The organism is Citrobacter amalonaticus, from assembly GCF_002918555.1.
GTDB lineage: Bacteria > Pseudomonadota > Gammaproteobacteria > Enterobacterales > Enterobacteriaceae > Citrobacter_C > Citrobacter_C amalonaticus_A.
On the sequence record NZ_PQMB01000001.1, the window covers coordinates 171531 to 192641 of the forward strand.

Genomic DNA, 21111 nt, shown 5'->3' on the forward strand with positions numbered 1-21111 from the left:
TAATCACTTAGTTGTCTTACAATAAAACTGCCAGCTTATTAAAATAAGCATTAAATGCGTTAATGCTCAAGATCATTCCCATGATGAGTTAAGATTACATAATTCTAACACTTTGACTCGTGATACATGGCCCTCAACTCTCCACACATCACAACGACGAAAAAAATAACGGTCAGGTCCATCGGCGAAGCGCTCCCGCGCGATCACTATCAGCGTTGCCCACAGTGCGACATGCTGTTTAGCTTGCCGAAAATGCGCTCCAGTCAGAGTGCATATTGCCCCCGCTGCCAGGCCAAAATTCGCGATGGTCGGGACTGGTCATTGACGCGGCTGGGTGCAATGGCGGTGACCATGCTGCTGTTAATGCCTTTTGCCTGGGGCGAGCCGCTGCTGCGTATCTGGCTGCTGGGTGTGCGGATTGATGCCAACGTCATGCAGGGTATCTGGCAAATGACTCAGCAAGGCGATCCGCTCACCGCCGCAATGGTGTTCTTTTGCGTGGCGGGCGCCCCTTTGATACTGGTGACCGCAATCGCTTATCTGTGGCTCGGCAATATCCTCGGTATGAATTTACGCCCGGTGCTGCTGATGCTGGAAAAGCTCAAAGAGTGGGTCATGCTGGATATCTATCTGGTTGGGATTGGCGTGGCGTCGATTAAAGTACAGGACTACGCTTTTCTGCGTCCGGGCATTGGACTCTACGCATTTGCCGCGCTGGTGGTTCTTAGCATTCTGACGTTATCGCATCTCAATGTGGAACAGCTCTGGGAACGCTTTTATCCACAGCGTCCGGCCCGACGACCGGACGAGCAGCTTCGGGTTTGCCTCGGTTGCCACTTCACCGGCTATCCGGATTCTCGCGGGCGTTGCCATCGTTGCCATATCCCTTTGCGCTTGCGCAGAAACCAGAGCATTCAGAAGTGCTGGGCAGCGCTGCTCGCCTCGATAGTCTTCCTTTTACCTGCTAATCTGATGCCAATTTCTATCATTTACGTCAACGGTGGACGTCAGGAAGATACGATCTTTTCCGGGATTATGTCACTGGCAAACAGCAATATCGCCGTTGCCGCCGTGGTATTTATCGCCAGTATTCTGGTGCCTTTTACCAAAGTCATTGTGATGTTTACTCTGCTGCTCAGTATTCAGTTCAAATGTGAGCAGGGTTTGTCTACGCGTATACGACTTCTGCGGCTGGTCACCTGGATTGGTCGCTGGTCAATGCTGGACCTCTTTGTTATTGCATTAACAATGTCGCTGATAAACCGCGACCAGATACTCGCTTTTACTATGGGACCGGCTGCGTTTTATTTCGGCGCAGCGGTAATATTGACTATTCTTGCTGTGGAATGGCTGGACAGCCGCTTACTTTGGGATGCACATGAGTCAGGAAACGCCCGCTTCGCAGACTGAAGCGCAAATTAAAACCAAACGTCGTATTTCACCTTTCTGGCTGTTACCGGTTATCGCTTTGCTGATTGCGGGCTGGCTGGTCTGGAACAGCTATGAAAATCGCGGCAATACTGTAACCATTGACTTTCAGTCTGCCGACGGCATCGTGCCGGGACGTACCCCTGTTCGCTACCAGGGCGTTGAAGTCGGCACGGTGCAGGATATCAGCCTGAGCAAAGATCTGCGCAAGATTGAAGTCCGCGTGAGCATCAAGTCGGATATGAAAGATGCCCTGCGGGAGGAGACGCAGTTTTGGCTGGTCACGCCGAAGGCATCACTGGCAGGCGTTTCCGGACTGGATGCGCTGGTCGGCGGGAACTACATCGGTATGATGCCCGGTAAAGGCGAAGAGCAGGATCACTTTGTGGCGCTCGATACCCAGCCCAAATACCGTCTGGACAACGGCGATCTGATGATTCATCTGCACGCGTCGGATCTTGGCTCGCTCAACAGCGGCTCGCTGGTCTATTTCCGTAAAATTCCGGTAGGTCGGGTTTACGACTACGCGATCAATCCGAATAATCAGGGTGTCACTATTGATGTGCTGATCGAGCGGCGCTTTACTAATCTGGTTAAAAAAGGTAGCCGTTTCTGGAACGTCTCCGGGGTGAATGCGGATGTCAGCCTCAGCGGCGCAAAGGTGAAGCTTGAAAGCCTGGCCGCGCTGGTCAATGGCGCAATTGCCTTCGACTCCCCCGACGACTCCAAACCTGCCGCGGCGGATGATGCGTTTGGTCTGTATGAAGATCTGGCCCACAGCCAGCGCGGCGTCATCGTTAAGCTTGAGCTGCCGAGTGGCGATGGTCTGAAAGCGGACTCCACTCCGTTGATGTATCAGGGGCTCGAAGTAGGTCAGTTGACGAAGATAGACTTAAATCCGGGGGGAAAAGTCACTGGCGAAATGACGGTTGATCCCAGCGTGGTCACTTTACTGCGCGACGGCACTCGCATTGAATTGCGTAGCCCGAAACTTTCTCTCAGCGATGCGAATATCAGCTCACTGCTAACAGGTAAAACATTTGAACTGGTCCCGGGCAAAGGTGAACCGCGCAGTGAGTTCATCGTGGTTCCCGGCGAGAAGGCTCTGCTTCATGAGCCGGAAGCAACCACATTTAACCTGACCGCCCCGGAAAGCTACGGTATTGACGCCGGACAGCCGCTTGTGCTGCACGGAGTGCAGGTCGGACAGGTTATCGAGCGCAAGTTAACCAGCAAAGGCGTGACTTTTCTCGTTGCTATCGATCCCCGGCATCGGGCGTTAGTCCAGGGTGACAGCAAATTTGTTGTTAATAGTCGTGTTGATGTCAAAGTTGGTCTTGATGGCGTGGAGTTCCTCGGCGCCAGCGCCAGCGAATGGATTAACGGTGGGATTCGGGTCCTGCCGGGTACAAAAGGCGAGATTAAACCCAGCTATCCGCTATATGCCAATCTGGAAAAAGCGGTTGAAAACAGTTTGAGCGATCTCCCGACCACCACGCTCAGCCTCAGCGCCGACACGTTACCTGACGTCCAGGCCGGTTCCGTTGTGCTGTACCGCAAGTTTGAAGTGGGTGAAGTGATATCCGTTAAGCCGCGTGCGGACGCCTTCGATATCGACCTGCATATTAAACCGGAATATCGCAATCTGTTAACCAGCAACAGCGTATTCTGGGCGGAAGGAGGCGCTAAAGTTCAGCTTAACGGGAGCGGCCTTACCGTGCAGGCCTCTCCGTTGTCGCGCGCGCTGAAAGGTGCTATCAGTTTCGATAATCTCAGCGGCGCCAGCGCCAGCCAGCGTAAGGGTGATAAGCGGATTCTGTATGCCTCAGAAACGGCCGCACGTGCGGTAGGTGGCCAGATCACGCTGCATGCGTTTGATGCCGGAAAGCTGGCGGCGGGTATGCCAATCCGCTATCTCGGGATCGATATTGGTCAGATTCAGACGCTTGAATTGATTACCGCCCGCAACGAAGTACAGGCTAAAGCGGTCCTGTATCCAGAGTATGTGCAGACCTTCGCCCGTAGCGGCACCCGTTTCTCAGTGATCACTCCGCAGATATCCGCTGCTGGTGTGGAACATCTTGATACTATTCTCCAGCCATACATCAACGTTGAACCTGGCCGCGGCAATCCGCGCCGCGACTTTGAGCTGCAGGAAGCCACCATCACCGATTCGCGCTATCTCGACGGGCTGAGCGTCGTTGTGGAAGCGCCAGAAGCGGGTTCACTGAGTATCGGGACACCGGTGCTGTTCCGGGGAATCGAAGTGGGAACGGTAACCGGCATGACGCTGGGGACGCTGTCTGACCGCGTGATGATTGCCATGCGCATCAGCCAGCGCTACCAGCACCTGGTGCGCAATAACTCTGTTTTCTGGCTGGCATCGGGCTACAGCCTCGATTTCGGCCTGACGGGTGGCGTGGTTAAGACCGGGACCTTCAATCAGTTCATCCGCGGCGGTATCGCTTTTGCAACGCCTCCCGGTACGCCGCTGGCACCAAGAGCTCAGGCAGGTAAACACTTCCTGCTTCTTGAGAGCGAACCCAAAGAGTGGCGTGAATGGGGAACCGCTCTGCCACGCTAATGTTCCCGCTCCGGCGTGCTCGCGCCGGAGCATTTAGCCCCGTCATACGTCAAAATGCCTGAGCGTTGGCGTTGTCACTCAGCACTGCGGGACCGCTGCAAGCCGCGTTCTAATCTGCTCACGACAGATTTGTCCCCCACTGAAAACCGCCTTCCTGCAACTCGAATTATTTAAGGTATATGCTACACTGCGCGCCTGTTTTATTGCCGGTGATACACAAGTGGCCTATTTCCCCGATGCCTTCCTGACGCAAATGCGTGAAGTCATGCCTTCTGCGCTCTCTTTTGATGATTTTCTCGCAGCCTGCCAGCGCCCACTGCGGCGTAGTCTTCGCGTCAACACATTGAAAATTTCTGTAGACGATTTTCTCGCATTAACGTCCCACTACGGATGGTCGCTCACACCGATTCCCTGGTGTGCCGAAGGTTTCTGGATCGAACGCGACAATGACGCTTCGCTCCCGCTGGGCAGTACCGCAGAGCACCTGAGCGGCCTATTTTATATCCAGGAAGCCAGTTCAATGCTGCCAGTTGCCGCCCTTTTCGCCGATGATACTTCTCCACAGCGGATTATGGACGTCGCGGCTGCTCCGGGATCTAAAACCACGCAGATCGCTGCCAGAATGGGCAATCAGGGGGCGATTCTGGCCAACGAATTTTCCGCCAGTAGGGTGAAGGTTCTGCATGCCAACATGAGTCGCTGTGGGATCGGCAACGTAGCGCTGACTCATTTTGACGGGCGCGTCTTTGGCGCAGCCTTACCAGAAATGTTTGACGCGATCCTGCTGGATGCGCCCTGTTCTGGTGAAGGTGTGGTACGCAAGGACCCGGACGCCTTAAAGAACTGGTCCGTCGAAAGCAACCTTGAAATTGCCGCCACGCAGCGCGAGTTGCTCAATAGCGCGTTCCACGCTTTGCGTCCGGGCGGCACCCTGGTCTATTCCACCTGCACGCTCAATCGGGATGAAAACGAATCGGTCGTGGAATGGCTGCTGGAGACCTGGCCGGAAGCTGTCGAAATTTTACCATTGGGCGATTTATTCCCGGAAGCAGAACGCGCACTCACCGACGCGGGATTCCTGCATGTCTTTCCACAGATTTATGATTGCGAAGGTTTTTTCGTCGCTCGTCTGCGTAAGACGCAATCCATACCTCCCCTGCCGGCACCAACATACAAAGTCGGCAAATTCCCCTTCAGCCCGATGAAAAATCGTGAAGCAGAAAACATCATCCTGGCCGCAAATGCGGTTGGCATACAGTGGAATGAAAATCTCCACCTCTGGCAACGTGACAAAGAGGTCTGGCTGTTTTCAACAGAGATTGAACCCCTTATCGGCAAAGTTCGTTTTTCCCGCCCCGGCATCAAACTGGCGGAGACCCATAACAAAGGCTATCGCTGGCAGCATGAAGCGGTGATTGCTCTGGCCAATCCTTGTCACGACAACGCATTTGAGCTTTCCTCGCAGGAAGCCGAAGAGTGGTATCGCGGGCGCGACGTCTACCCACAACGTTCGCCAGCCACCGACGATGTGCTGGTTACCTTCCAGCATCAGCCCATCGGACTGGCAAAGCGGATCGGATCGCGACTAAAAAACAGCTACCCCCGTGAACTGGTTCGCGATGGCAAACTGTTCACCGGTAATGGCTGAGACGTATAAAAATACCGCATTTTTTTACTGGCGCTTTTGCCTGCGTTGACTACGCTGAAAAATGGACAACCTAACTGGTCATACCACAATCAGCGAATAAACGGAGAGCACGATGATGAAAACCAGTGTGCGCATTGGCGCCTTTGAAATCGACGATGCCGAGTTACGCGGCGAATCGCCGGGAGATCGAACGTTAATTATACCCTGTAAATCTGACCCGGATTTATGCATGCAGCTGGATGCCTGGGATGACGAAACCAGTATTCCCGCCCTATTGAATGGTGAACATTCCGTCCTGTTCCGTACCCACTACGATCAAAAGTCTGATGCCTGGATCATGCGTCTTGCCTGATTCAAAAAGAACCCGTCGCCCTGGCGGGTTATTTACTCCTCTGATTTCCCGCTTACGCTAACCTCTCCTACACTATCGGTATGGCAGTACAATTTGAGGATGGAATGTTCACGCTGGTACTTTTTGTTTGCTATCTGGATGGGGGTTGTGAAGACATCGTGGTGGATGTTTACAACACGGAGCAACAGTGTCTGTACTCAATGGAAGATCAGCGAATTCGCCATGGCGGCTGTTTTCCGGTAGAAGATTTTATTGATGGATTCTGGCTTCCCGCACAGCAGTATAGAGATTTTTGATGCCTGTAGCTGCGCCAGCCTCAGCTTTTTGCCCAAAACAGCAGGTGTCAGGATATGGGGTTAGCTGAAAAACTTACAGAAGACCTCCCTTTGAATACCGCAGCCAATAACCAACCAGATAAAGTCTGTCATGACGTCAATTTATACCAACTAATATGTACTCTAAATAATTCGAGTTACAGGACAAGACGCGTAGTCGTTTTGAACAGCGCTTGCGCTGGCCCCGCAGGGGCGAGACCCAGGGTTCGGCCGGGTAATAAAGCCAGCGCATCTGCAACTTGAAGTGCGACAAGTATAGACTGGCGATGACTTGCAAACAGGATAGAGCCGATGGCATTCCTGTGGTAACGGTATTATCAATTCTAAGAATACAGCAATATCAATACTCTTCGTGCGTCCTTTGCTTATCTTTCCTGGTTGTCTCTCCAGACTCATTTTGATATATATTAGTTAATCGACATTTATCAGAAAAATATGCTATTAAAATTAATTTAGTTAACGTTTTTGTCTGTCTGCGACAGGTTAAAAAAATTAAACAATGCAGAGAACGCTCTGAACATGAACAATATTCAGCAAGTCATTATGCAGGCATTTATTGTTGCGACGCAATTCACAACCAGGACAACCACTCACCATCATTGTTGATTTCATTGATATAAATCAATTTTCTTTACATTCAGTTACGCGAAAGTAACGACAGTGTAAATGGGTTGCGGAAATTATCTTATGTCGTTAAAAAATCTCACTGGCAAGACAGTGATAAAAAATATCCGATTTTCATACACTTTACTCAAACAAATTGAGCAAGTCATGGAAAAGGAGAATACCCGGAACTTTTCTGCATGGGTTAAAGAAGCATGTCGTGAAAAAGCCCTGCAATGCAATAGTTCCAGAGAAGTAAAGAAAACAAAAAATTAACTATTTATAGCTGTGATTAAAATGAAAAGAAGCATATTTGTTAGTAAGTACACCTTTATCCTGATATCACTTGGGAATGTTATCTATTTCATTTTGAACTATCATTTTTTGGACGCTGTATTGATCACCCTATTCTATGTCGCACTGATTTTTACTCCCGTCATTCTTATCCTGCGAGCCTTTTCTACACAGCATGAGTAAGTCATTACCTTAACACCCTCATGCACAACTGAGATAGCCCACCAGGTGGGCGGAGTATTCATTGACAAAGTAAAATCATGACACAAGCATATAAAAATCAAAGGTACGAAATATTTCTGAAAGATTAAATTTTTATACACATTTTCTTTTATATTGCCATTGGATATCATTTTATTTATTTCGATAACAAAATAATTAATGTCATCACATTTGTTATTGTCAGGTAAATCAGGGCAATTATAATTCCACCACTTTATTTTTAATAACACTGATACCGTCTTATACGGTAACTGTGGCCTGTCAGCGACTGGGGCTGGCGAGGTGTCCAGGCGATTGAGGTGCACCCGGTATCGCGTCCATACAACCAGTGGTTCACGCGGAGAGGAATTTGCTCAGAAAAACCAGATGCCACGGCGCTGTGATTTTTTTGTTTTTAAAATGTTAAATTATTTTTTGTTGTGGTATAACGGAAAACGATCGGATACGCAAATTCGAGAGTTTCGGGAAGATTTCTGTAAGCATTTGATATGGCTTACAAATAAAAAGAGACCGAATACGATTCCTGTATTCGGTCCAGGGAAATGGCTCTTGGGAGAGAGCCGTGCGCTAAAAGTTGGCATTAATGCAGGCTAAGTCGCCTTGCCCTTTAAGAATAGATGACGACGCCAGGTTTTCCAGTCCACTACGAAAGCGGTCGGAAAAAAAGGACGATTGTCACTCACTGATACGTCAAAACCGCAAGATCTTCGGCCTGAAGCTTGCGGTTTTTTATTGGAAATCAAAAGGATATTTCTGGTAATTAACAGAGCTTTTCCGCACGTTCAATAAACGACGTCAGGCTCATTTTTTCGCCGGGTTTAGCCGGGTCGTCGATCTGAATGATCGAGATGGGTTGAGCGTTCGTTTTACCGCTTTCAACCTGCTGCTGCGCAATGTCATTAAGCGGATATTGCACCAGAGTGCCTGGGTTAATCACATACAGCGCCTTGCCCGGTCGACAGGTTAGCATCACCTCTTCGCGATTAAACGCCCACTTATCTTTACCCACTTCAAAACGGCTCACGGTAATAACCTGAGGCGCGGCCAGCGCGGCGCCGGAACTTGCCAGCAGTAGCAGAGAGAGAATAATTTTTTTCATAATTTATGCTAATCCATCAAAACGGCTCCAGGGTCGCGAGCAAACTGATCGTCACTAACACCACGGCTCCGATGCTCCATTCGAGCTTTGTCATCCAAATAAAATAGAGATTTGCGCGCCGACTATCCTGACGCATGCGTGGTACGAGAACATACCGATTCATAAGCGCAATTGCCACCATTAGCGCCACAAGGACACATTTGAGCAAAAGCAGCGCCCCCCACGTGGTGTGCCAGAAGGGAGAAAAGCCACGAATAAAGACAACGTTGGCAATGCCGGTGAGTAATACCCCCGCAACAGCAAAATGGCCATAGCGGGAGAATCGCATCATGGTGTAGATTGCCTGCTGGTGCCAGCGGCCTTGCGCCATTCGCATGCACCAGATAACCGGCAGCAGACCACCAAACCAGGCAGCCGCGCAGATAAGATGCAAAGCATGATTTATCTGCTGAAAGGCCCCAACAACCCCCACATTTAGCGTTGCATGCCCTACCCCTGCCAGCACGATAAATTGCGCTATGGAAAGCATCAGCAACAGACGCGGCAGGCTGCGCGGCACAATTAGCGCCGCCGCCAGCGTCACCAGCGCAAGAACAATCTGCCATATCCAAACGGCACCAAACCGGGTTTGCAGCACTGCCCCCCAGACTGAAACGGAGAAAACATCCGTCCAGCCCGATCCCATAAGCCCTCCCTGTATTGCCAGCATCACCAGCGCACTGATAAAACTCCAGCAGGCAGCATGTTGTTGCAAACGCAGGAATCGGCGCAACATCAAACGGCGCATTGATACAGGCGCCAGCCAGGCGCTGTAAAGCGCGCAGCCGAATAGCAACATCAGCGCGATGAAATGGATGAACCGTAGCGCAATCCAGGTTAACGTCAGCATGATCACTTCACGCTAAAAGTATATTGTCCTTTCGTTTTGTGCCCGTCGACAGACACCACGTACCAGTCAACCGTATAACTCCCCGAATTAAGCGATTCATCAAGGGGGATTATCATTTGCGTTTCGTCCTGTTGATTACGCTTTGCTGGCTGCGTTTTAATCTTTTCCTGCTTTGGACCGGTGATTGTCGCACCGCTAAATCCAGGTTCAATCCCTTCAGAAAAATTTAACGTCAGAGCCTGAGGAGCAGAGCTGACCTCCGCTTTAGCCGCGGGATATTGGCTCGTGAGATGCGCATGGGCCCAGGCAACAGGTGCCGTCATGGTGGCTGCGAGGGCCAGGATTGCATAGCGTAAAGAATGTGCAGTGAAAACCATATTAACTATTCCTTTTTGTTATGTCTTAGTTACAGAGAATAACCTTCTATAATGAACGAGTCGAGAATCATCATTTCCGGCTTGCCATTAAGGCGTACTCTTAGTAACTTTTGCCCGCCATTGAAAAGGAGAAGCGCATGAAAACAAATCTGGCTCAACTTGAACAAGCTGAAATGGATAAGGTAAACGTTGACCTGGCCGCCGCGGGCGTGGCGTTTAAAGAGCGCTACAACATGCCGGTAGTTGCGGAAGTGGTTGAGCGTGAACAGCCGGAACATCTGCGTAGCTGGTTTCGTGAGCGCCTGATTGCCCATCGGCTGACGTCCGTTTCCTTGTCTCGCTTGCCTTACGAGCCGAAACTTAAATAACACTGATATAAAGTTACACTTTCTTACATATTGGATGCTACTGCATAAGCGGATTCTTAATCTATGCTTAAGAGAGGATTGTAGACAATATGAAAAGGAAGTCATTATGTCGCACTGGAAAATTGCTGCTGCACAGTACGAACCACTAAACGCCACCCCAGCCGAGCATGTCGCGAACCACCTGCAATTTATAGAGGTAGCCGCCAGCCAGGAATGCGAGCTGTTGGTTTTTCCATCATTGTCGCTAATGGGGTGTGGCGATCTGAAGCGTTCTCTCCCTGCCCCGCCCGATGAGTCTCTGCTGCAACCTTTGGCCTATGCCGCGGCTTCTTGCCGCATGACAATTATTGCCGGTCTGCCTGTTGAACATAACAACCGTTTTGTCAGGGGGATTGCTGTATGCGCACCATGGATGACCTCCCCACGTCTTTTTCATCAAAGCCATGGCGCCTGTCTTGCCAGGCATCTGAAAGCCATCAGCGTCGTTGACAAGCAACCTGAAGGTATCGATATGGACCCGGCCTTCTCTCTGTTTACCACCTGTCAATGCGTCGCAGAGCCGGAGTTGCTCGCCTCAACGTCAAAATTACAAAGTTTCTCACATCAGTATGCCATCGCCGTATTGATGGCCAACGCCCGGGGCAGTAGCGCCTTATGGGATGAAAGAGGGAGACTTATTGTGCGTGCCGACCGCGGTTCACTGTTATTGACAGGTCAGCATACGCCTCAGGGTTGGCAAGGTGATATCATTCCATTACGCTAGTCGTTTTCGGTCTGGAGCTTGTCATGTTGCGCATTATCGATACAGAAACCTGTGGCCTGCAGGGCGGCATCGTAGAAATTGCCTCTGTGGATGTGGTTGACGGTAAGATTGTTAATCCCATGAGCCATCTGGTTCGACCCGATCGCCCTATCAGCGCGCAGGCGATGGCAATTCACCGCATTACCGAAGCCATGGTCGCCGACAAGCCGTGGATAGAAGAAATTATTCCGCACTACTACGGTAGCGAATGGTATGTGGCGCACAATGCCAGTTTTGACCGTCGCGTTTTGCCGCAAATACCTGGCGAATGGATTTGCACTATGAAGCTCTCGCGGCGCCTGTGGCCAGGGATAAAATACAGCAACATGGCGCTGTATAAATCACGCAAACTCAGCGTCCAAACGCCCCCCGGTTTACACCATCACCGCGCGTTATATGACTGCTATATCACGGCGGCATTGCTGATTGATATCATGAACACCTCTGGCTGGACCGCGCAGCAGATGGTCGATATTACCGGTCGTCCCGCATTGCTCACCACTTTTACCTTCGGTAAGTATCGCGGTAAAGCGGTGTCAGAGGTTGCTGAGCGAGATCCGGGCTATCTGCGCTGGCTGTATAACAACCTTGACAGCATGAGCCCGGAGCTGCGCTTAACGCTTAAGCATTATCTGGATAATAATTAAGACTCAGCCTGCCCTGGCAGGGTTCCCTGGGCAAGAGCAATGAGGAAGGTATATTCCAGCGCCACGCCTTCATATGACTTAAAGCGTCCTGATTTTCCGCCGTGCCCGGAGTCCATATCGGTACACAGTAGCAGCAAGTGGTTGTCCGTTTTCAGCTCACGCAGCTTTGCGACCCATTTTGCCGGCTCCCAATACTGAACCTGGGAGTCATGTAACCCCGTGGTGACCAGCAGATGCGGATAAGCCTGCGCTTTTACGTTATCGTACGGGCTGTAGCTTTTCATATACGCATAATATTGCGGATCCTGCGGATTCCCCCACTCCTCAAATTCTCCTGTTGTGAGCGGAACAGATTCATCCAGCATCGTGGTGAGCACATCCACAAACGGCACCTGGGCAATGATACCGTGAAAAAGCTCAGGGCGTTCGTTCACCGCTACCCCCATCAACATCCCGCCGGCGCTGCCCCCCATCCCGTAACAGAATGAGGGCGAACCATATCCCTGATTCAGCAGGACATCGCAGGCATCGAGGTAGTCGTTAAAGGTATTTTTCTTCTTCAGGAATTTGCCATCTTCATACCACTGTTGGCCCAGCTCACCACCGCCGCGCACGTGCACAATAGCGTAAACAAAACCGCGATCCAGCAGACTCAACCGGCTGCTGCTGAAGTCCGCGTCCATACTGGCACCATAAGAACCATAGCCGTAAACCAGCAGCGGATTTTGCCCACGGCGAAAATGTTTCTGGTGATACACCAGTGAAACGGGAACCTCAACACCGTCGCGCGCCACAATCCACAGATGTTCACTGCGATAGTTAGCGGCATCAAATCCGGGAACCTCAGTCTGCTTAAGTACACGACGTTCACCGGTATCCATATCAAGTTCAAACAACGTATCCGGGGTCGTCATCGACGAGTATCCATAGCGAAGACGGGACGTTTCCGGCTCTGGATTATAAGCAAGCCAGGTGACATAAGCGGGATCGTCGAAGGCAATCCCCACCACTTCACGCGTTTTACGGTTAATTTGTCGCAGGCTGGTGAGTCCGCGTTGACGTTCTTCCACCACCAGCCAGTCGGTAAAGAGCGTAAACCCTTCCAGCATAACGCTCTCTCTGGGTGGAATCAGCTCTTCCCATTGCTGCTCGTCGCGCACGCGGGTGCGGTACAAACCAAAGTTTTTCCCATTACGGTTAGAGCGCAGATAAAATTTGTGTTGATAGTGATCCAGACTGTACTCGTGATCTTTCCGTCTCGGCAGGAAGATCAGTGGCTCAGCATCCGCCAGCTCCGCGTCCAGGAGTCGCGCTTCACTGGTGGTGGCGCTGGCCAGATAGATCACGACATAGTGCTGCGAAGTGGTCTTATGTAGGCTGACGTAAAAGGTGTCGTCTTTTTCTTCATAGACCAGCTCATCACGGGTAAACGGCGTGCCGACAGTATGCCGCCACACCTGATACGGCAACAGCGTGACGGCGTGCTTACGCACGTAATAGAACGTTTGTGAGTCATTTGCCCAGACCAGTTCCGGCTCTACATTATCCAGCAGTTCCGGATACCAGTTACCGGTTTCCAGATTACGAAAGCGGATCCCATACTGACGGCGGGACAGATAATCCTCCGCCAGCGCCATGATGGTGTTATCCGGAGAAATCGCCAGCCCACCCAGGGTATAAAACTCGCTGTGCGCCGCCCGCTGGTTGCCATCCAGCAATGTCTCCCATTCATCCCACTCTTCACTGAGCGCCGACTGGCGCTGCCAGACGGCATATTCGCACCCCGGCTCATAAATATGCCGATAGCGATAGCCGTTCTTCACATAAGGAGCGGAGACTTCTCTGGGCGGGATACGGTCGATAATCTCCTTCAGCACGCGATCCTGTAGCGCCTGCTGCGAAGCCATCACCTGATGTCCGTAGGCATTTTCCTGTTTCAGATAGTCAAGAACGTCAGGCTGCGAACGGGTATCGTCCCGCAGCCAGTAATAGTTATCGACACGTGTATCGCCATGAAAGGTCATGGTGAAGGGAATACGGTTAGCTTTTGGTAGCATCTCTTTGTTCTTTTGCTCAAACATTCTTTAATGGTGGCAAAAGTCAGTCATGATGCAAGCGAAACATGCTCTCCGCTATTCTGACAAGGTGAGTTTTTGCTGCTTCAGATCCTGTTCAATACCGTCGCGAACATCCTGAGGGATCTTCAGCGCATCGCCCAGCGCATTCAGATAACTTCGCTCCATAAAGTGGTCAATCTCAATCGCCGCGCAGCTCAGGAAATAAATTTCCAGCGCCTCTTCTTCGTTGCGGATCCCCTGTGCCAGACGCTGCGGGTCAAGCGGTTGTTCAATAGCCTGCTCAATCAACGCACGCCCCTGCTCTTCCACTCCCGCTTCACGCAGTTGCTGCTCGATGGCCGCACGCTCTTTTGCATCAATATGACCATCGCTTTTCGCTGCAAAAACCAGCGCAAGGATCAGTCGTTCCGTACGTACGTCCAGTGGCGTACTTTGTGCACCAAACTGCGGTTCATCCTGATGTGCTGCACGCACCTTATCCTTGTATTTATTCCACAAAACGGTACCCGCTACCGCGCCGCCCCCCACCAGCAGCGCACTGGTGCCATATTTGGTCAGTAATTTACGTGAAGATTTATTGGCAACCAGTAAACCGGCCAGGCCACCTAACGCACCGGGCACCAGCAGTTTACTTAATCCTTGTTCGCCTGAAGATGATGAAGAAGATCCTTTCTGTCCGAGAAGAGATTGTAATTGATTCAGCCAGCTAGCCATTTTGCCCCTCGAGTAATGACGATGAATCGTCAAAGCATACCCGAGGGGATGTCAAAAAGTGTCTGCGTTGGCAAAAGATGCGAAAATAGTGCGGCTAGCGGGGCTGATACTCCGCCGTGCCTGCCTTACAGTCGACCTTCACCTGATAATGAATATCCGCGCTTTTCCCACGAACGGTAAGCGGCACCGTCCATTGGTCATCTTTGCCGGTGATATCCCTGGAAGTAACCCACACAACGGGATCGACCTGACCGACCCGCTTTTGATCGTCTGCCCAGCGGACAATGCGATTCTGTTGATAATCGCGTTTCACACTCGCGGCAATACCATCCGCATTCAGGCCCTCACAGCCAGGAAATTTAACCGTCTTACTTTCCGTATTTGCAGCAAAGGCCGATACGCTGGCAGATAACAGCATCAGGCTCCACAGAACGCCACTTGTTTTATTCATACTTTTTTCCTTTAGCACAATGATTCAGGAAAAAGCATGGTACAAAACGTCAGGAGCGCAAGTCTGGGTCAGGCAGCCTGGGTATCTTCGTCATCAGAGCGTTCATTTTCAACAACCTGGGGCGATGGGAGCTTACCGGTTTTAAGAATAGAGCTCAGTACATCTTTCTGTTCAGCCAGCCACAGAGAAAGCGCTTCACGCTGTTCGTCTTCCATCGCGACGGGGGACTGTTCCAGCCAGGTGTCGAGCAGATCTGCCGTATCAAGCATTTTGTCGTAAGCATCGGCTTCCTTTTTGCTGGTAAATGACATCTTTTCCTCACCTTCCCGAATGACTACGTATTTAACTTCAACCGCCATTTTGCAGCCTCACAACATTACTGTATTTATGTACAGTATATTACTTTTCAGGCTTTAAATCAACCTGGCAATAAAGACAGACGCAAACGTTTTCGTATATACTGCCGCCGAATTTATCAGGGGATACTTTTTATGACGTTATTAGGCACAGCGCTGCGTCCGGCAGCGACGCGGGTGATGTTATTGGGCTCAGGTGAACTGGGCAAAGAAGTGGCCATTGAGTGCCAGCGTCTGGGCATTGAGGTGATCGCGGTGGATCGTTATCCCGACGCCCCGGCCATGCACGTAGCCCATCGTTCTCATGTCATTAATATGCTCGATGGCGAAGCGTTACGTCGTGTGGTTGAACTGGAAAAACCGCATTATATCGTGCCGGAAATTGAAGCTATCGCCACGGACATGCTGGTTACGCTGGAGCAGGAGGGTCTGAATGTCGTGCCCTGCGCCCGCGCGACTCAACTGACCATGAATCGTGAAGGCATCCGCTGTCTGGCCGCCGTTGAGCTGGGCCTGCCGACGTCCAGCTTCCGCTTTGCCGATAGCGAGGCAAGCTTCCGCCAGGCTGCGGCTGAAATTGGTTTTCCCTGCATTGTGAAACCGGTGATGAGCTCTTCCGGAAAAGGACAGAGCTTTATCCGCAGCGCCGAACAGCTGTCACAGGCGTGGGATTACGCCCAACAGGGCGGCCGTGCGGGCGCAGGCCGCGTGATTGTGGAAGGTGTGGTTAAATTCGACTTCGAAATTACCCTGCTGACCGTCAACGCCGTCGATGGCGTCCATTTCTGCGCGCCGGTTGGACATCGCCAGGAAGACGGTGATTATCGTGAATCCTGGCAGCCGCAGCAGATGAGCGCACTGGCGCTGGAGCGGGCACAGGATATTGCCCGTAAAGTGGTGCTGGCTCTCGGAGGTTACGGGCTGTTTGGCGTTGAGCTGTTCGTGTGCGGCGACGAGGTTATCTTTAGCGAAGTCTCCCCGCGACCGCATGATACTGGCATGGTCACACTGATTTCGCAGGATCTCTCAGAGTTTGCCCTGCACGCGCGGGCGTTTCTTGGCCTGCCCGTTGGCGCCATCCGTCAGTATGGCCCTTCTGCCTCCGCCGTTATCCTGCCGCAGCTCACCAGCCAGAATGTAACGTTTGATAACGTGCAGCACGCGTCAGGCGCGGGTTTACAAGTGCGTTTATTCGGTAAGCCAGAGATCGACGGAAGTCGTCGCTTGGGCGTCACGCTGGCGACCGGAGAGAGCATTGATGAGGCGGTTAAGCGTGCGAAGAGAGCTGCCGGACAGGTGAAAGTCTCCGGATAAAAAAAGCCCGGTGATGCTGTGGCATACCGGGCCTGCAAACGCAATGCCCGATATTATTATCGGGCATTTTTTGCTTACTGCTTCGCGCCTTCTACCGCTTCGCGAGCCAGCTTAGTGATGCGATCGTAATCGCCCGCTTCCAGCGCGTCAGTCGGAACCAGCCAGGAGCCGCCAATGCACAGCACGCTTTTCAGCGCCAGGTAATCACGGTAGTTCGCCGGGGAGATACCGCCAGTCGGGCAGAAACGTACCTGAGAGAACGGACCCGCAATGGCCTGCAGCGCTTTCGTACCGCCGTTAGCTTCTGCCGGGAAGAATTTAAATTCTTTCAGACCGTAGTCCATACCCAGCATCAGTTCAGAAACGGTGCTGATACCCGGAATCAACGGAATGGTACCTTCCGTAGCCGCTTTCAACAGAGGCTCGGTCAGACCTGGGCTGATTGCAAATTGCGCGCCCGCTTCTGTTACTTCCGCCAGCTGTTGTGGGTTCAGTACGGTACCTGCACCCACGATCGCGTCCGGCACTTCCCTGGCGATCGCACGGATAGCATCCATCGCGCATGCGGTACGCAAAGTCACTTCCAGTACACGCACGCCACCTGCAACCAGCGCTTTTGCCATTGGCACCGCGTGTTCCAGTTTATTTACCACAATCACCGGGACAACCGGGCCGGTGGTCAGGATTGCTTCTGCACTTGTTTTCCAGTTTTTCATCAGAGTTTTTCTCTCGCCTGATTACAAAATCGAGCCTATTCAGGTAGGCATTATTGGTGCAGCCAGTCTGGACACGGACAGCGCGAAACAACCGCCACGTACACGCAGTACGTGAGGATGATTCGCAGCGCTCACCCTTCAGGCCGCCGCAAGCGGCGTTCAAAACTCCGTCGGGTTTTGTGTGAGCACTGCCCAGGTTCAAAATGGCAAACAAAGTCGCCTGATGAAACAGGCTCTTGTTCGTCTTAAAAAGTGATACAGGTCGCGCCCTGTTCCGCACCGGACAGTTTCTCGCGCAGCGCGCTGAACATCTCACGGCCTGTACCTACACGCGATGCGCTCAGATCAGGAATGTGAGGCTGGCGAGCGGCAAGTTCCGCTTCATCAACCAGTAGCGTTAATTCACCTGTCTGTCCGTTCACACGAATGATGTCGCCATCGCGTACTTTCGCCAGCAGCCCACCATCGTAGGCTTCTGGTGTTACATGGATTGCTGAAGGTACTTTACCTGAAGCACCGGAAAGTCGTCCATCGGTAACTAACGCAATTTTGAAACAACGGTCCAATAATACACCAAGAGGCGGCATGAGTTTATGTAATTCTGGCATTCCGTTCGCTTTTGGTCCCTGATGCCGCACCACCACGACGCAATCTTTGTCCAGCAGACCCGCCTCAAAAGCGGGCAACACGTCATGTTGACTTTCAAAGACGACGGCTGGCGCTTCAATCACCTGATTTTCAACCGGAACGGCGGAGGTTTTCATCACCGCACGTCCGATGTTGCCGCTCAGCACTTTTGTTCCGCCATGGTGTGAAAACGGTTTATCAAAGGTGGCTATGACATTGCTGTCCAGCGATTTCGCGGCACCTTCACGCCAGTCCAGTTCCCCGTTGTTCAGCCAGGGTTCAGAGGTGTAGCGAGAAAGCCCAAATCCGGCCACGGTATTGACATCCTCATGCAGCAAACCCGCATTCAGTAGCTCACGCATAAGAACCGGCACACCGCCAGCCGCCTGGAAGTGGTTGATATCGGCCGGACCATTCGGATACAAACGCGCCATCAGCGGCACCACGTCAGACAGATCGGAGAAGTCATCCCAGTTGATCAGAATGCCCGCTGCACGCGCCATCGCCACCAGGTGCATGGTGTGGTTGGTTGAACCACCGGTCGCCAGCAGTGCCACAATACCGTTGACCACTACTTTCTCGTCGATCATTTTGCCCATCGGCATCCACTCATTACCGTTACCGGTCAGGCGGGTGACCTGGCGGGCGGCGGCGGCGGTCAGCGCTTCACGCAGCGGCGCATCCGGATGAACAAAGGAGGAGCCAGGCAACTGCATCCCCATGAACTCCACCACCATCTGATTGGTATTCGCCGTACCGTAAAAGGTACAGGTTCCCGGGGCATGGTAAGAGGCAGCTTCAGACTCAAGCAGCGCCTGACGGTCTACTTTACCTTCCGCATAAAGCTGACGGATCCGTACTTTCTCTTTATTGGGTAAACCGCTCGCCATCGGACCAGACGGAACAAAGATGGATGGCAAATGACCGAATGACAGCGCCGCCATTGCCAGCCCAGGAACAATCTTGTCGCACACGCCGAGGAACAGCGCGCCATCAAACATATTGTGTGACAACCCTATCGCCGCAGACATGGCGATCACTTCACGGCTAAGCAGGGAGAGTTCCATCCCGTCCTGCCCCTGAGTGACCCCATCGCACATCGCAGGAACGCCGCCCGCGACCTGGCCGACAGCGTTCACGGAATGCAGCGCTTTACGGATGATATCCGGGTAATGTTCGTAGGGCTGGTGCGCAGAGAGCATGTCGTTGTAAGAGGTGATGATCCCAATATTGTTACGCAACATGCTTTTCAGCGATGCTTTGTCGTCAGGCTGACAGGCGGCAAAGCCATGCGCCAGATTGCCGCAGGCCAGTTGCGAACGATGAACGGTCGACGTTTTCGCTTGCTCAATTCGGGCGAGGTAGGCTGAACGAGTTTGATGTGAACGTTCGACAATGCGTTTTGTTACGCGTAACAAATCTGGATTCATAAAGGCTCCTGAAATTTATCTGTCAGCGCTGCCGTTTAACAAAGAGTTTCAGGAAAGTTAAATATTACTGAATCGCCTGTTAGCTGGTGCGCCGGGGCAAAATCGCTTCAGGCAGTGTAATAAAAAAAGCCTCGCGGGTGAATCCACACGAGGCTTAAAAGTGCAAAAATTGTTCTACAATCTGTGTTAGATCATGTTACCGGTAAAATAACACATCAGGAGTAGATGAAATCTTACTCAAACTCGTTCCAGGAACGACCATCACGGGTAATCATCGCCACAGACGCAACGGGTCCCCACGTGCCCGCCTGATACGGTTTCGGCGCATCGTTGTCCATCGCCCACGCTTCAGTAATGGAGTCAACCCACTTCCATGCTTCTTCCACTTCATCGCGGCGAACGAACAGCGCCTGAATACCACGCATGGTCTCAAGCAGCAGACGCTCGTAAGCGTCGGCAAGGTGCGTTTGATTGAAGGTTTCGGAGTAGCTCAGATCCAGTTTGGTGATCTGCAGGTTGTGCTTATGATCCAGCCCCGGCACTTTGTTAAGCACCTGGATATCCACCCCTTCATCAGGCTGCAGACGGATTGTCAGCTTATTCTGTGGCAGATCCTGCCATGACTCTTTGAACAGGTTCAGCCCTGGCGTTTTGAAGTAGACGACAACTTCAGAACATTTAGTCGGCAGACGCTTGCCGGTACGCAGATAGAACGGTACGCCAGCCCAGCGCCAGTTGTCGATATCCACGCGGATCGCCACAAAGGTTTCGGTGTTGCTGCTCTTGTTTGCGCCCTCTTCTTCCAGATATCCCGGCACTTTTTTGCCCTGAGCGAAGCCGGTGGTGTACTGACCGCGCACGGTTTTTTCACGCACGTTAGAGCGATCGATGCGCCGCAGTGATTTCAACACCTTCACTTTCTCATCGCGAATACTGTCGGCGGTCAGGTCAGACGGCGGCGACATTGCGATCATGCACAGGATTTGTAGCAGGTGGTTCTGGATCATGTCACGCATCTGACCTGCCTGGTCAAAATAACCCCAGCGGCCTTCAATCCCGACCTCTTCTGCCACCGTAATTTCTACATGATCGATCGTGCGATTATCCCAGTTGTTCACAAACAGAGAGTTGGCAAAGCGCAGCGCCAGCAGGTTGAGTACCGTCTCTTTACCCAGATAGTGGTCGATACGGTATACCTGGCACTCCTCAAAATACTCGCCAACCTGGTCGTTAATTTCACGGGACGTCGCCAGAGAGGTGCCCAGTGGTTTTTCCATCACTACGCGTGCCGGTTTGGCGTTAAGCTTCGCCTCGCCCAGCCCTTTACAAATCGCACCGAAAGTGCTCGGCGGCATTGCAAAGTAGTTGATGGTGGTACGGTTTTTTTGGTCCAGCATTTTGCCCAGACGGGTGAATGCGGCGGTATCGTTAACGTCCAGATTGCAAAACTCCAGGCGACCGCTCAGGGTATCCCACAAACCTTCATCAATTTTTTCTTTCATGAACGTTTCGAGCGCTTCGCGAACCACTTTGGTGTAGGCATCTTTATCCCAGTCGGCACGCCCTACCCCAATGATGCGGGTTTCCGGGTTGATCTGACCGGCTTTTTCCAGTTGATACAGGGAAGGCAGCAATTTACGACGCGCCAGGTCGCCTTTCGCGCCGAAAATGACCAGGTCACATGCCTGGGCTGTTTGCGTTACCGCCATGTCATTCTCCTTAGTTAGCTAACCCGGTACTTATGCCTGGGTATACTTGTAATTTTATTACAGTGCAC

At 51.9% G+C, this 21111-nt stretch carries 20 protein-coding genes and 1 pseudogene; 10 read left to right on the forward strand and 11 right to left on the reverse strand.

Annotation, left to right across the window (positions count from 1 at the left end; translation table 11 throughout):
• Window positions 1-126 precede the first annotated feature (126 nt).
• The 6 genes from yebS to C3432_RS00885 all read left to right on the forward strand — a co-directional run bounded on the left by yebS (window position 127) and on the right by C3432_RS00885 (window position 7226).
• Window positions 127-1410: a membrane integrity lipid transport subunit YebS gene (gene yebS / locus C3432_RS00860; protein WP_103774822.1), complete on the forward strand. Its 1284-nt coding sequence runs from the start codon at window positions 127-129 to the stop codon at window positions 1408-1410.
• Complete coding sequence (locus C3432_RS00865; RefSeq protein ID WP_103774823.1) at window positions 1379-4012, forward strand: PqiB family protein; 2634 nt, start codon at window positions 1379-1381, stop codon at window positions 4010-4012. The genes yebS and C3432_RS00865 overlap by 32 nt, the downstream gene beginning before the upstream one ends.
• 253 nt (window positions 4013-4265) lie before the next feature.
• The gene (rsmF, locus tag C3432_RS00870; protein ID WP_219816715.1) at window positions 4266-5660 is read left to right on the forward strand and encodes a 16S rRNA (cytosine(1407)-C(5))-methyltransferase RsmF; all 1395 of its coding nucleotides are present in this window, start codon (window positions 4266-4268) and stop codon (window positions 5658-5660) included.
• A gap of 115 nt (window positions 5661-5775) precedes the next feature.
• The gene (locus C3432_RS00875) at window positions 5776-6012 is read left to right on the forward strand and encodes a DUF1480 family protein (protein WP_103775604.1); all 237 of its coding nucleotides are present in this window, start codon (window positions 5776-5778) and stop codon (window positions 6010-6012) included.
• A 104-nt stretch (window positions 6013-6116) separates the two neighbouring features.
• Window positions 6117-6308 carry a YdfD/YebW family protein gene (locus tag C3432_RS00880; protein WP_103774825.1) on the forward strand — a complete coding sequence of 64 codons (192 nt, stop codon included), beginning with the start codon at window positions 6117-6119 and terminating at the stop codon, window positions 6306-6308.
• A gap of 726 nt (window positions 6309-7034) precedes the next feature.
• Window positions 7035-7226 carry a DUF3950 domain-containing protein gene (locus C3432_RS00885; RefSeq protein ID WP_103774826.1) on the forward strand — a complete coding sequence of 64 codons (192 nt, stop codon included), beginning with the start codon at window positions 7035-7037 and terminating at the stop codon, window positions 7224-7226.
• A gap of 276 nt (window positions 7227-7502) precedes the next feature.
• On the opposite strand, the pseudogene C3432_RS00895 reads toward C3432_RS00885, so the two are convergent.
• The 4 genes and pseudogenes from C3432_RS00895 to yobA all read right to left on the reverse strand — a co-directional run.
• Window positions 7503-7702: pseudogene (locus C3432_RS00895) on the reverse strand (hypothetical protein); the annotation flags it as partial.
• Between the two features lie 524 nt (window positions 7703-8226).
• Window positions 8227-8568 carry a YebY family protein gene (locus tag C3432_RS00910; RefSeq protein WP_181012872.1) on the reverse strand — a complete coding sequence of 114 codons (342 nt, stop codon included), beginning with the start codon at window positions 8566-8568 and terminating at the stop codon, window positions 8227-8229.
• Window positions 8569-8581: 13 nt separating this feature from the next.
• On the reverse strand, window positions 8582-9454 hold the full coding sequence (gene copD / locus C3432_RS00915; RefSeq protein WP_103774830.1) for a copper homeostasis membrane protein CopD: 873 nt from the start codon (window positions 9452-9454) through the stop codon (window positions 8582-8584).
• 2 nt (window positions 9455-9456) lie between these two features.
• Window positions 9457-9831, reverse strand: a complete 375-nt coding sequence (gene yobA / locus C3432_RS00920) for a CopC domain-containing protein YobA (protein WP_103774831.1) — start codon at window positions 9829-9831, stop codon at window positions 9457-9459.
• A 137-nt stretch (window positions 9832-9968) separates the two neighbouring features.
• Between yobA and C3432_RS00925 the strand changes: the two genes are divergently transcribed.
• The 3 genes from C3432_RS00925 to exoX all read left to right on the forward strand — a co-directional run bounded on the left by C3432_RS00925 (window position 9969) and on the right by exoX (window position 11648).
• Complete coding sequence (locus C3432_RS00925) at window positions 9969-10199, forward strand: DNA polymerase III subunit theta (protein WP_103774832.1); 231 nt, start codon at window positions 9969-9971, stop codon at window positions 10197-10199.
• Between the two features lie 106 nt (window positions 10200-10305).
• Window positions 10306-10962, forward strand: a complete 657-nt coding sequence (locus tag C3432_RS00930; RefSeq protein WP_103774833.1) for a carbon-nitrogen hydrolase family protein — start codon at window positions 10306-10308, stop codon at window positions 10960-10962.
• A gap of 23 nt (window positions 10963-10985) precedes the next feature.
• Window positions 10986-11648: an exodeoxyribonuclease X gene (exoX, locus tag C3432_RS00935; RefSeq protein WP_103774834.1), complete on the forward strand. Its 663-nt coding sequence runs from the start codon at window positions 10986-10988 to the stop codon at window positions 11646-11648.
• Here the strand turns inward: exoX and ptrB are convergent.
• The 4 genes from ptrB to yebG all read right to left on the reverse strand — a co-directional run bounded on the left by ptrB (window position 11645) and on the right by yebG (window position 15250).
• Window positions 11645-13705, reverse strand: coding sequence for an oligopeptidase B (ptrB, locus tag C3432_RS00940; protein ID WP_103774835.1), 2061 nt, complete (start codon window positions 13703-13705; stop codon window positions 11645-11647). The two genes, exoX and ptrB, sit on opposite strands and share 4 nt — an antisense overlap.
• 75 nt (window positions 13706-13780) lie before the next feature.
• A complete protein-coding gene (locus tag C3432_RS00945) occupies window positions 13781-14440 on the reverse strand; it encodes a tellurite resistance TerB family protein (protein ID WP_103774836.1) in 660 nt (219 codons plus the stop codon).
• A 94-nt stretch (window positions 14441-14534) separates the two neighbouring features.
• Complete coding sequence (yebF, locus tag C3432_RS00950) at window positions 14535-14891, reverse strand: protein YebF (RefSeq protein WP_103774837.1); 357 nt, start codon at window positions 14889-14891, stop codon at window positions 14535-14537.
• Between the two features lie 68 nt (window positions 14892-14959).
• Window positions 14960-15250, reverse strand: coding sequence for a DNA damage-inducible protein YebG (gene yebG / locus C3432_RS00955; protein ID WP_103774838.1), 291 nt, complete (start codon window positions 15248-15250; stop codon window positions 14960-14962).
• A gap of 132 nt (window positions 15251-15382) precedes the next feature.
• Between yebG and purT the strand changes: the two genes are divergently transcribed.
• Window positions 15383-16561: a formate-dependent phosphoribosylglycinamide formyltransferase gene (gene purT / locus C3432_RS00960; RefSeq protein WP_103774839.1), complete on the forward strand. Its 1179-nt coding sequence runs from the start codon at window positions 15383-15385 to the stop codon at window positions 16559-16561.
• A 74-nt stretch (window positions 16562-16635) separates the two neighbouring features.
• Here purT and kdgA read toward each other — a convergent pair whose 3' ends face one another.
• From kdgA to zwf, 3 genes are all read right to left on the reverse strand, one after another.
• Window positions 16636-17277, reverse strand: coding sequence for a bifunctional 4-hydroxy-2-oxoglutarate aldolase/2-dehydro-3-deoxy-phosphogluconate aldolase (gene kdgA, locus C3432_RS00965; protein WP_103774840.1), 642 nt, complete (start codon window positions 17275-17277; stop codon window positions 16636-16638).
• Between the two features lie 245 nt (window positions 17278-17522).
• Window positions 17523-19334 (reverse strand): phosphogluconate dehydratase, encoded by a 1812-nt coding sequence (gene edd, locus C3432_RS00975; RefSeq protein ID WP_103774842.1) that lies wholly within the window; start codon window positions 19332-19334, stop codon window positions 17523-17525.
• 233 nt (window positions 19335-19567) lie between these two features.
• Complete coding sequence (gene zwf / locus C3432_RS00980) at window positions 19568-21043, reverse strand: glucose-6-phosphate dehydrogenase (protein WP_103774843.1); 1476 nt, start codon at window positions 21041-21043, stop codon at window positions 19568-19570.
• Between the last annotated feature and the right edge of the window lie 68 nt (window positions 21044-21111).

What these genes read in the sequence shown, in the direction of transcription:
- yobA (WP_103774831.1), bottom strand. Translation starts at nt 9,831, where the DNA reads ATGGTTTTCACTGCACATTCTTTACGCTATGCAATCCTGGCCCTCGCA.
- C3432_RS00945 (WP_103774836.1), bottom strand. Translation starts at nt 14,440, where the DNA reads ATGGCTAGCTGGCTGAATCAATTACAATCTCTTCTCGGACAGAAAGGA.
- C3432_RS00885 (WP_103774826.1), top strand. Translation starts at nt 7,035, where the DNA reads ATGTCGTTAAAAAATCTCACTGGCAAGACAGTGATAAAAAATATCCGA.
- C3432_RS00875 (WP_103775604.1), top strand. Translation starts at nt 5,776, where the DNA reads ATGAAAACCAGTGTGCGCATTGGCGCCTTTGAAATCGACGATGCCGAG.
- rsmF (WP_219816715.1), top strand. Translation starts at nt 4,266, where the DNA reads ATGCGTGAAGTCATGCCTTCTGCGCTCTCTTTTGATGATTTTCTCGCA.
- yebS (WP_103774822.1), top strand. Translation starts at nt 127, where the DNA reads ATGGCCCTCAACTCTCCACACATCACAACGACGAAAAAAATAACGGTC.
- yebF (WP_103774837.1), bottom strand. Translation starts at nt 14,891, where the DNA reads ATGAATAAAACAAGTGGCGTTCTGTGGAGCCTGATGCTGTTATCTGCC.
- exoX (WP_103774834.1), top strand. Translation starts at nt 10,986, where the DNA reads ATGTTGCGCATTATCGATACAGAAACCTGTGGCCTGCAGGGCGGCATC.
- zwf (WP_103774843.1), bottom strand. Translation starts at nt 21,043, where the DNA reads ATGGCGGTAACGCAAACAGCCCAGGCATGTGACCTGGTCATTTTCGGC.
- C3432_RS00865 (WP_103774823.1), top strand. Translation starts at nt 1,379, where the DNA reads ATGAGTCAGGAAACGCCCGCTTCGCAGACTGAAGCGCAAATTAAAACC.
- copD (WP_103774830.1), bottom strand. Translation starts at nt 9,454, where the DNA reads ATGCTGACGTTAACCTGGATTGCGCTACGGTTCATCCATTTCATCGCG.
- edd (WP_103774842.1), bottom strand. Translation starts at nt 19,334, where the DNA reads ATGAATCCAGATTTGTTACGCGTAACAAAACGCATTGTCGAACGTTCA.
- ptrB (WP_103774835.1), bottom strand. Translation starts at nt 13,705, where the DNA reads ATGCTACCAAAAGCTAACCGTATTCCCTTCACCATGACCTTTCATGGC.
- C3432_RS00880 (WP_103774825.1), top strand. Translation starts at nt 6,117, where the DNA reads ATGTTCACGCTGGTACTTTTTGTTTGCTATCTGGATGGGGGTTGTGAA.
- yebG (WP_103774838.1), bottom strand. Translation starts at nt 15,250, where the DNA reads ATGGCGGTTGAAGTTAAATACGTAGTCATTCGGGAAGGTGAGGAAAAG.
- purT (WP_103774839.1), top strand. Translation starts at nt 15,383, where the DNA reads ATGACGTTATTAGGCACAGCGCTGCGTCCGGCAGCGACGCGGGTGATG.
- C3432_RS00930 (WP_103774833.1), top strand. Translation starts at nt 10,306, where the DNA reads ATGTCGCACTGGAAAATTGCTGCTGCACAGTACGAACCACTAAACGCC.
- C3432_RS00925 (WP_103774832.1), top strand. Translation starts at nt 9,969, where the DNA reads ATGAAAACAAATCTGGCTCAACTTGAACAAGCTGAAATGGATAAGGTA.
- kdgA (WP_103774840.1), bottom strand. Translation starts at nt 17,277, where the DNA reads ATGAAAAACTGGAAAACAAGTGCAGAAGCAATCCTGACCACCGGCCCG.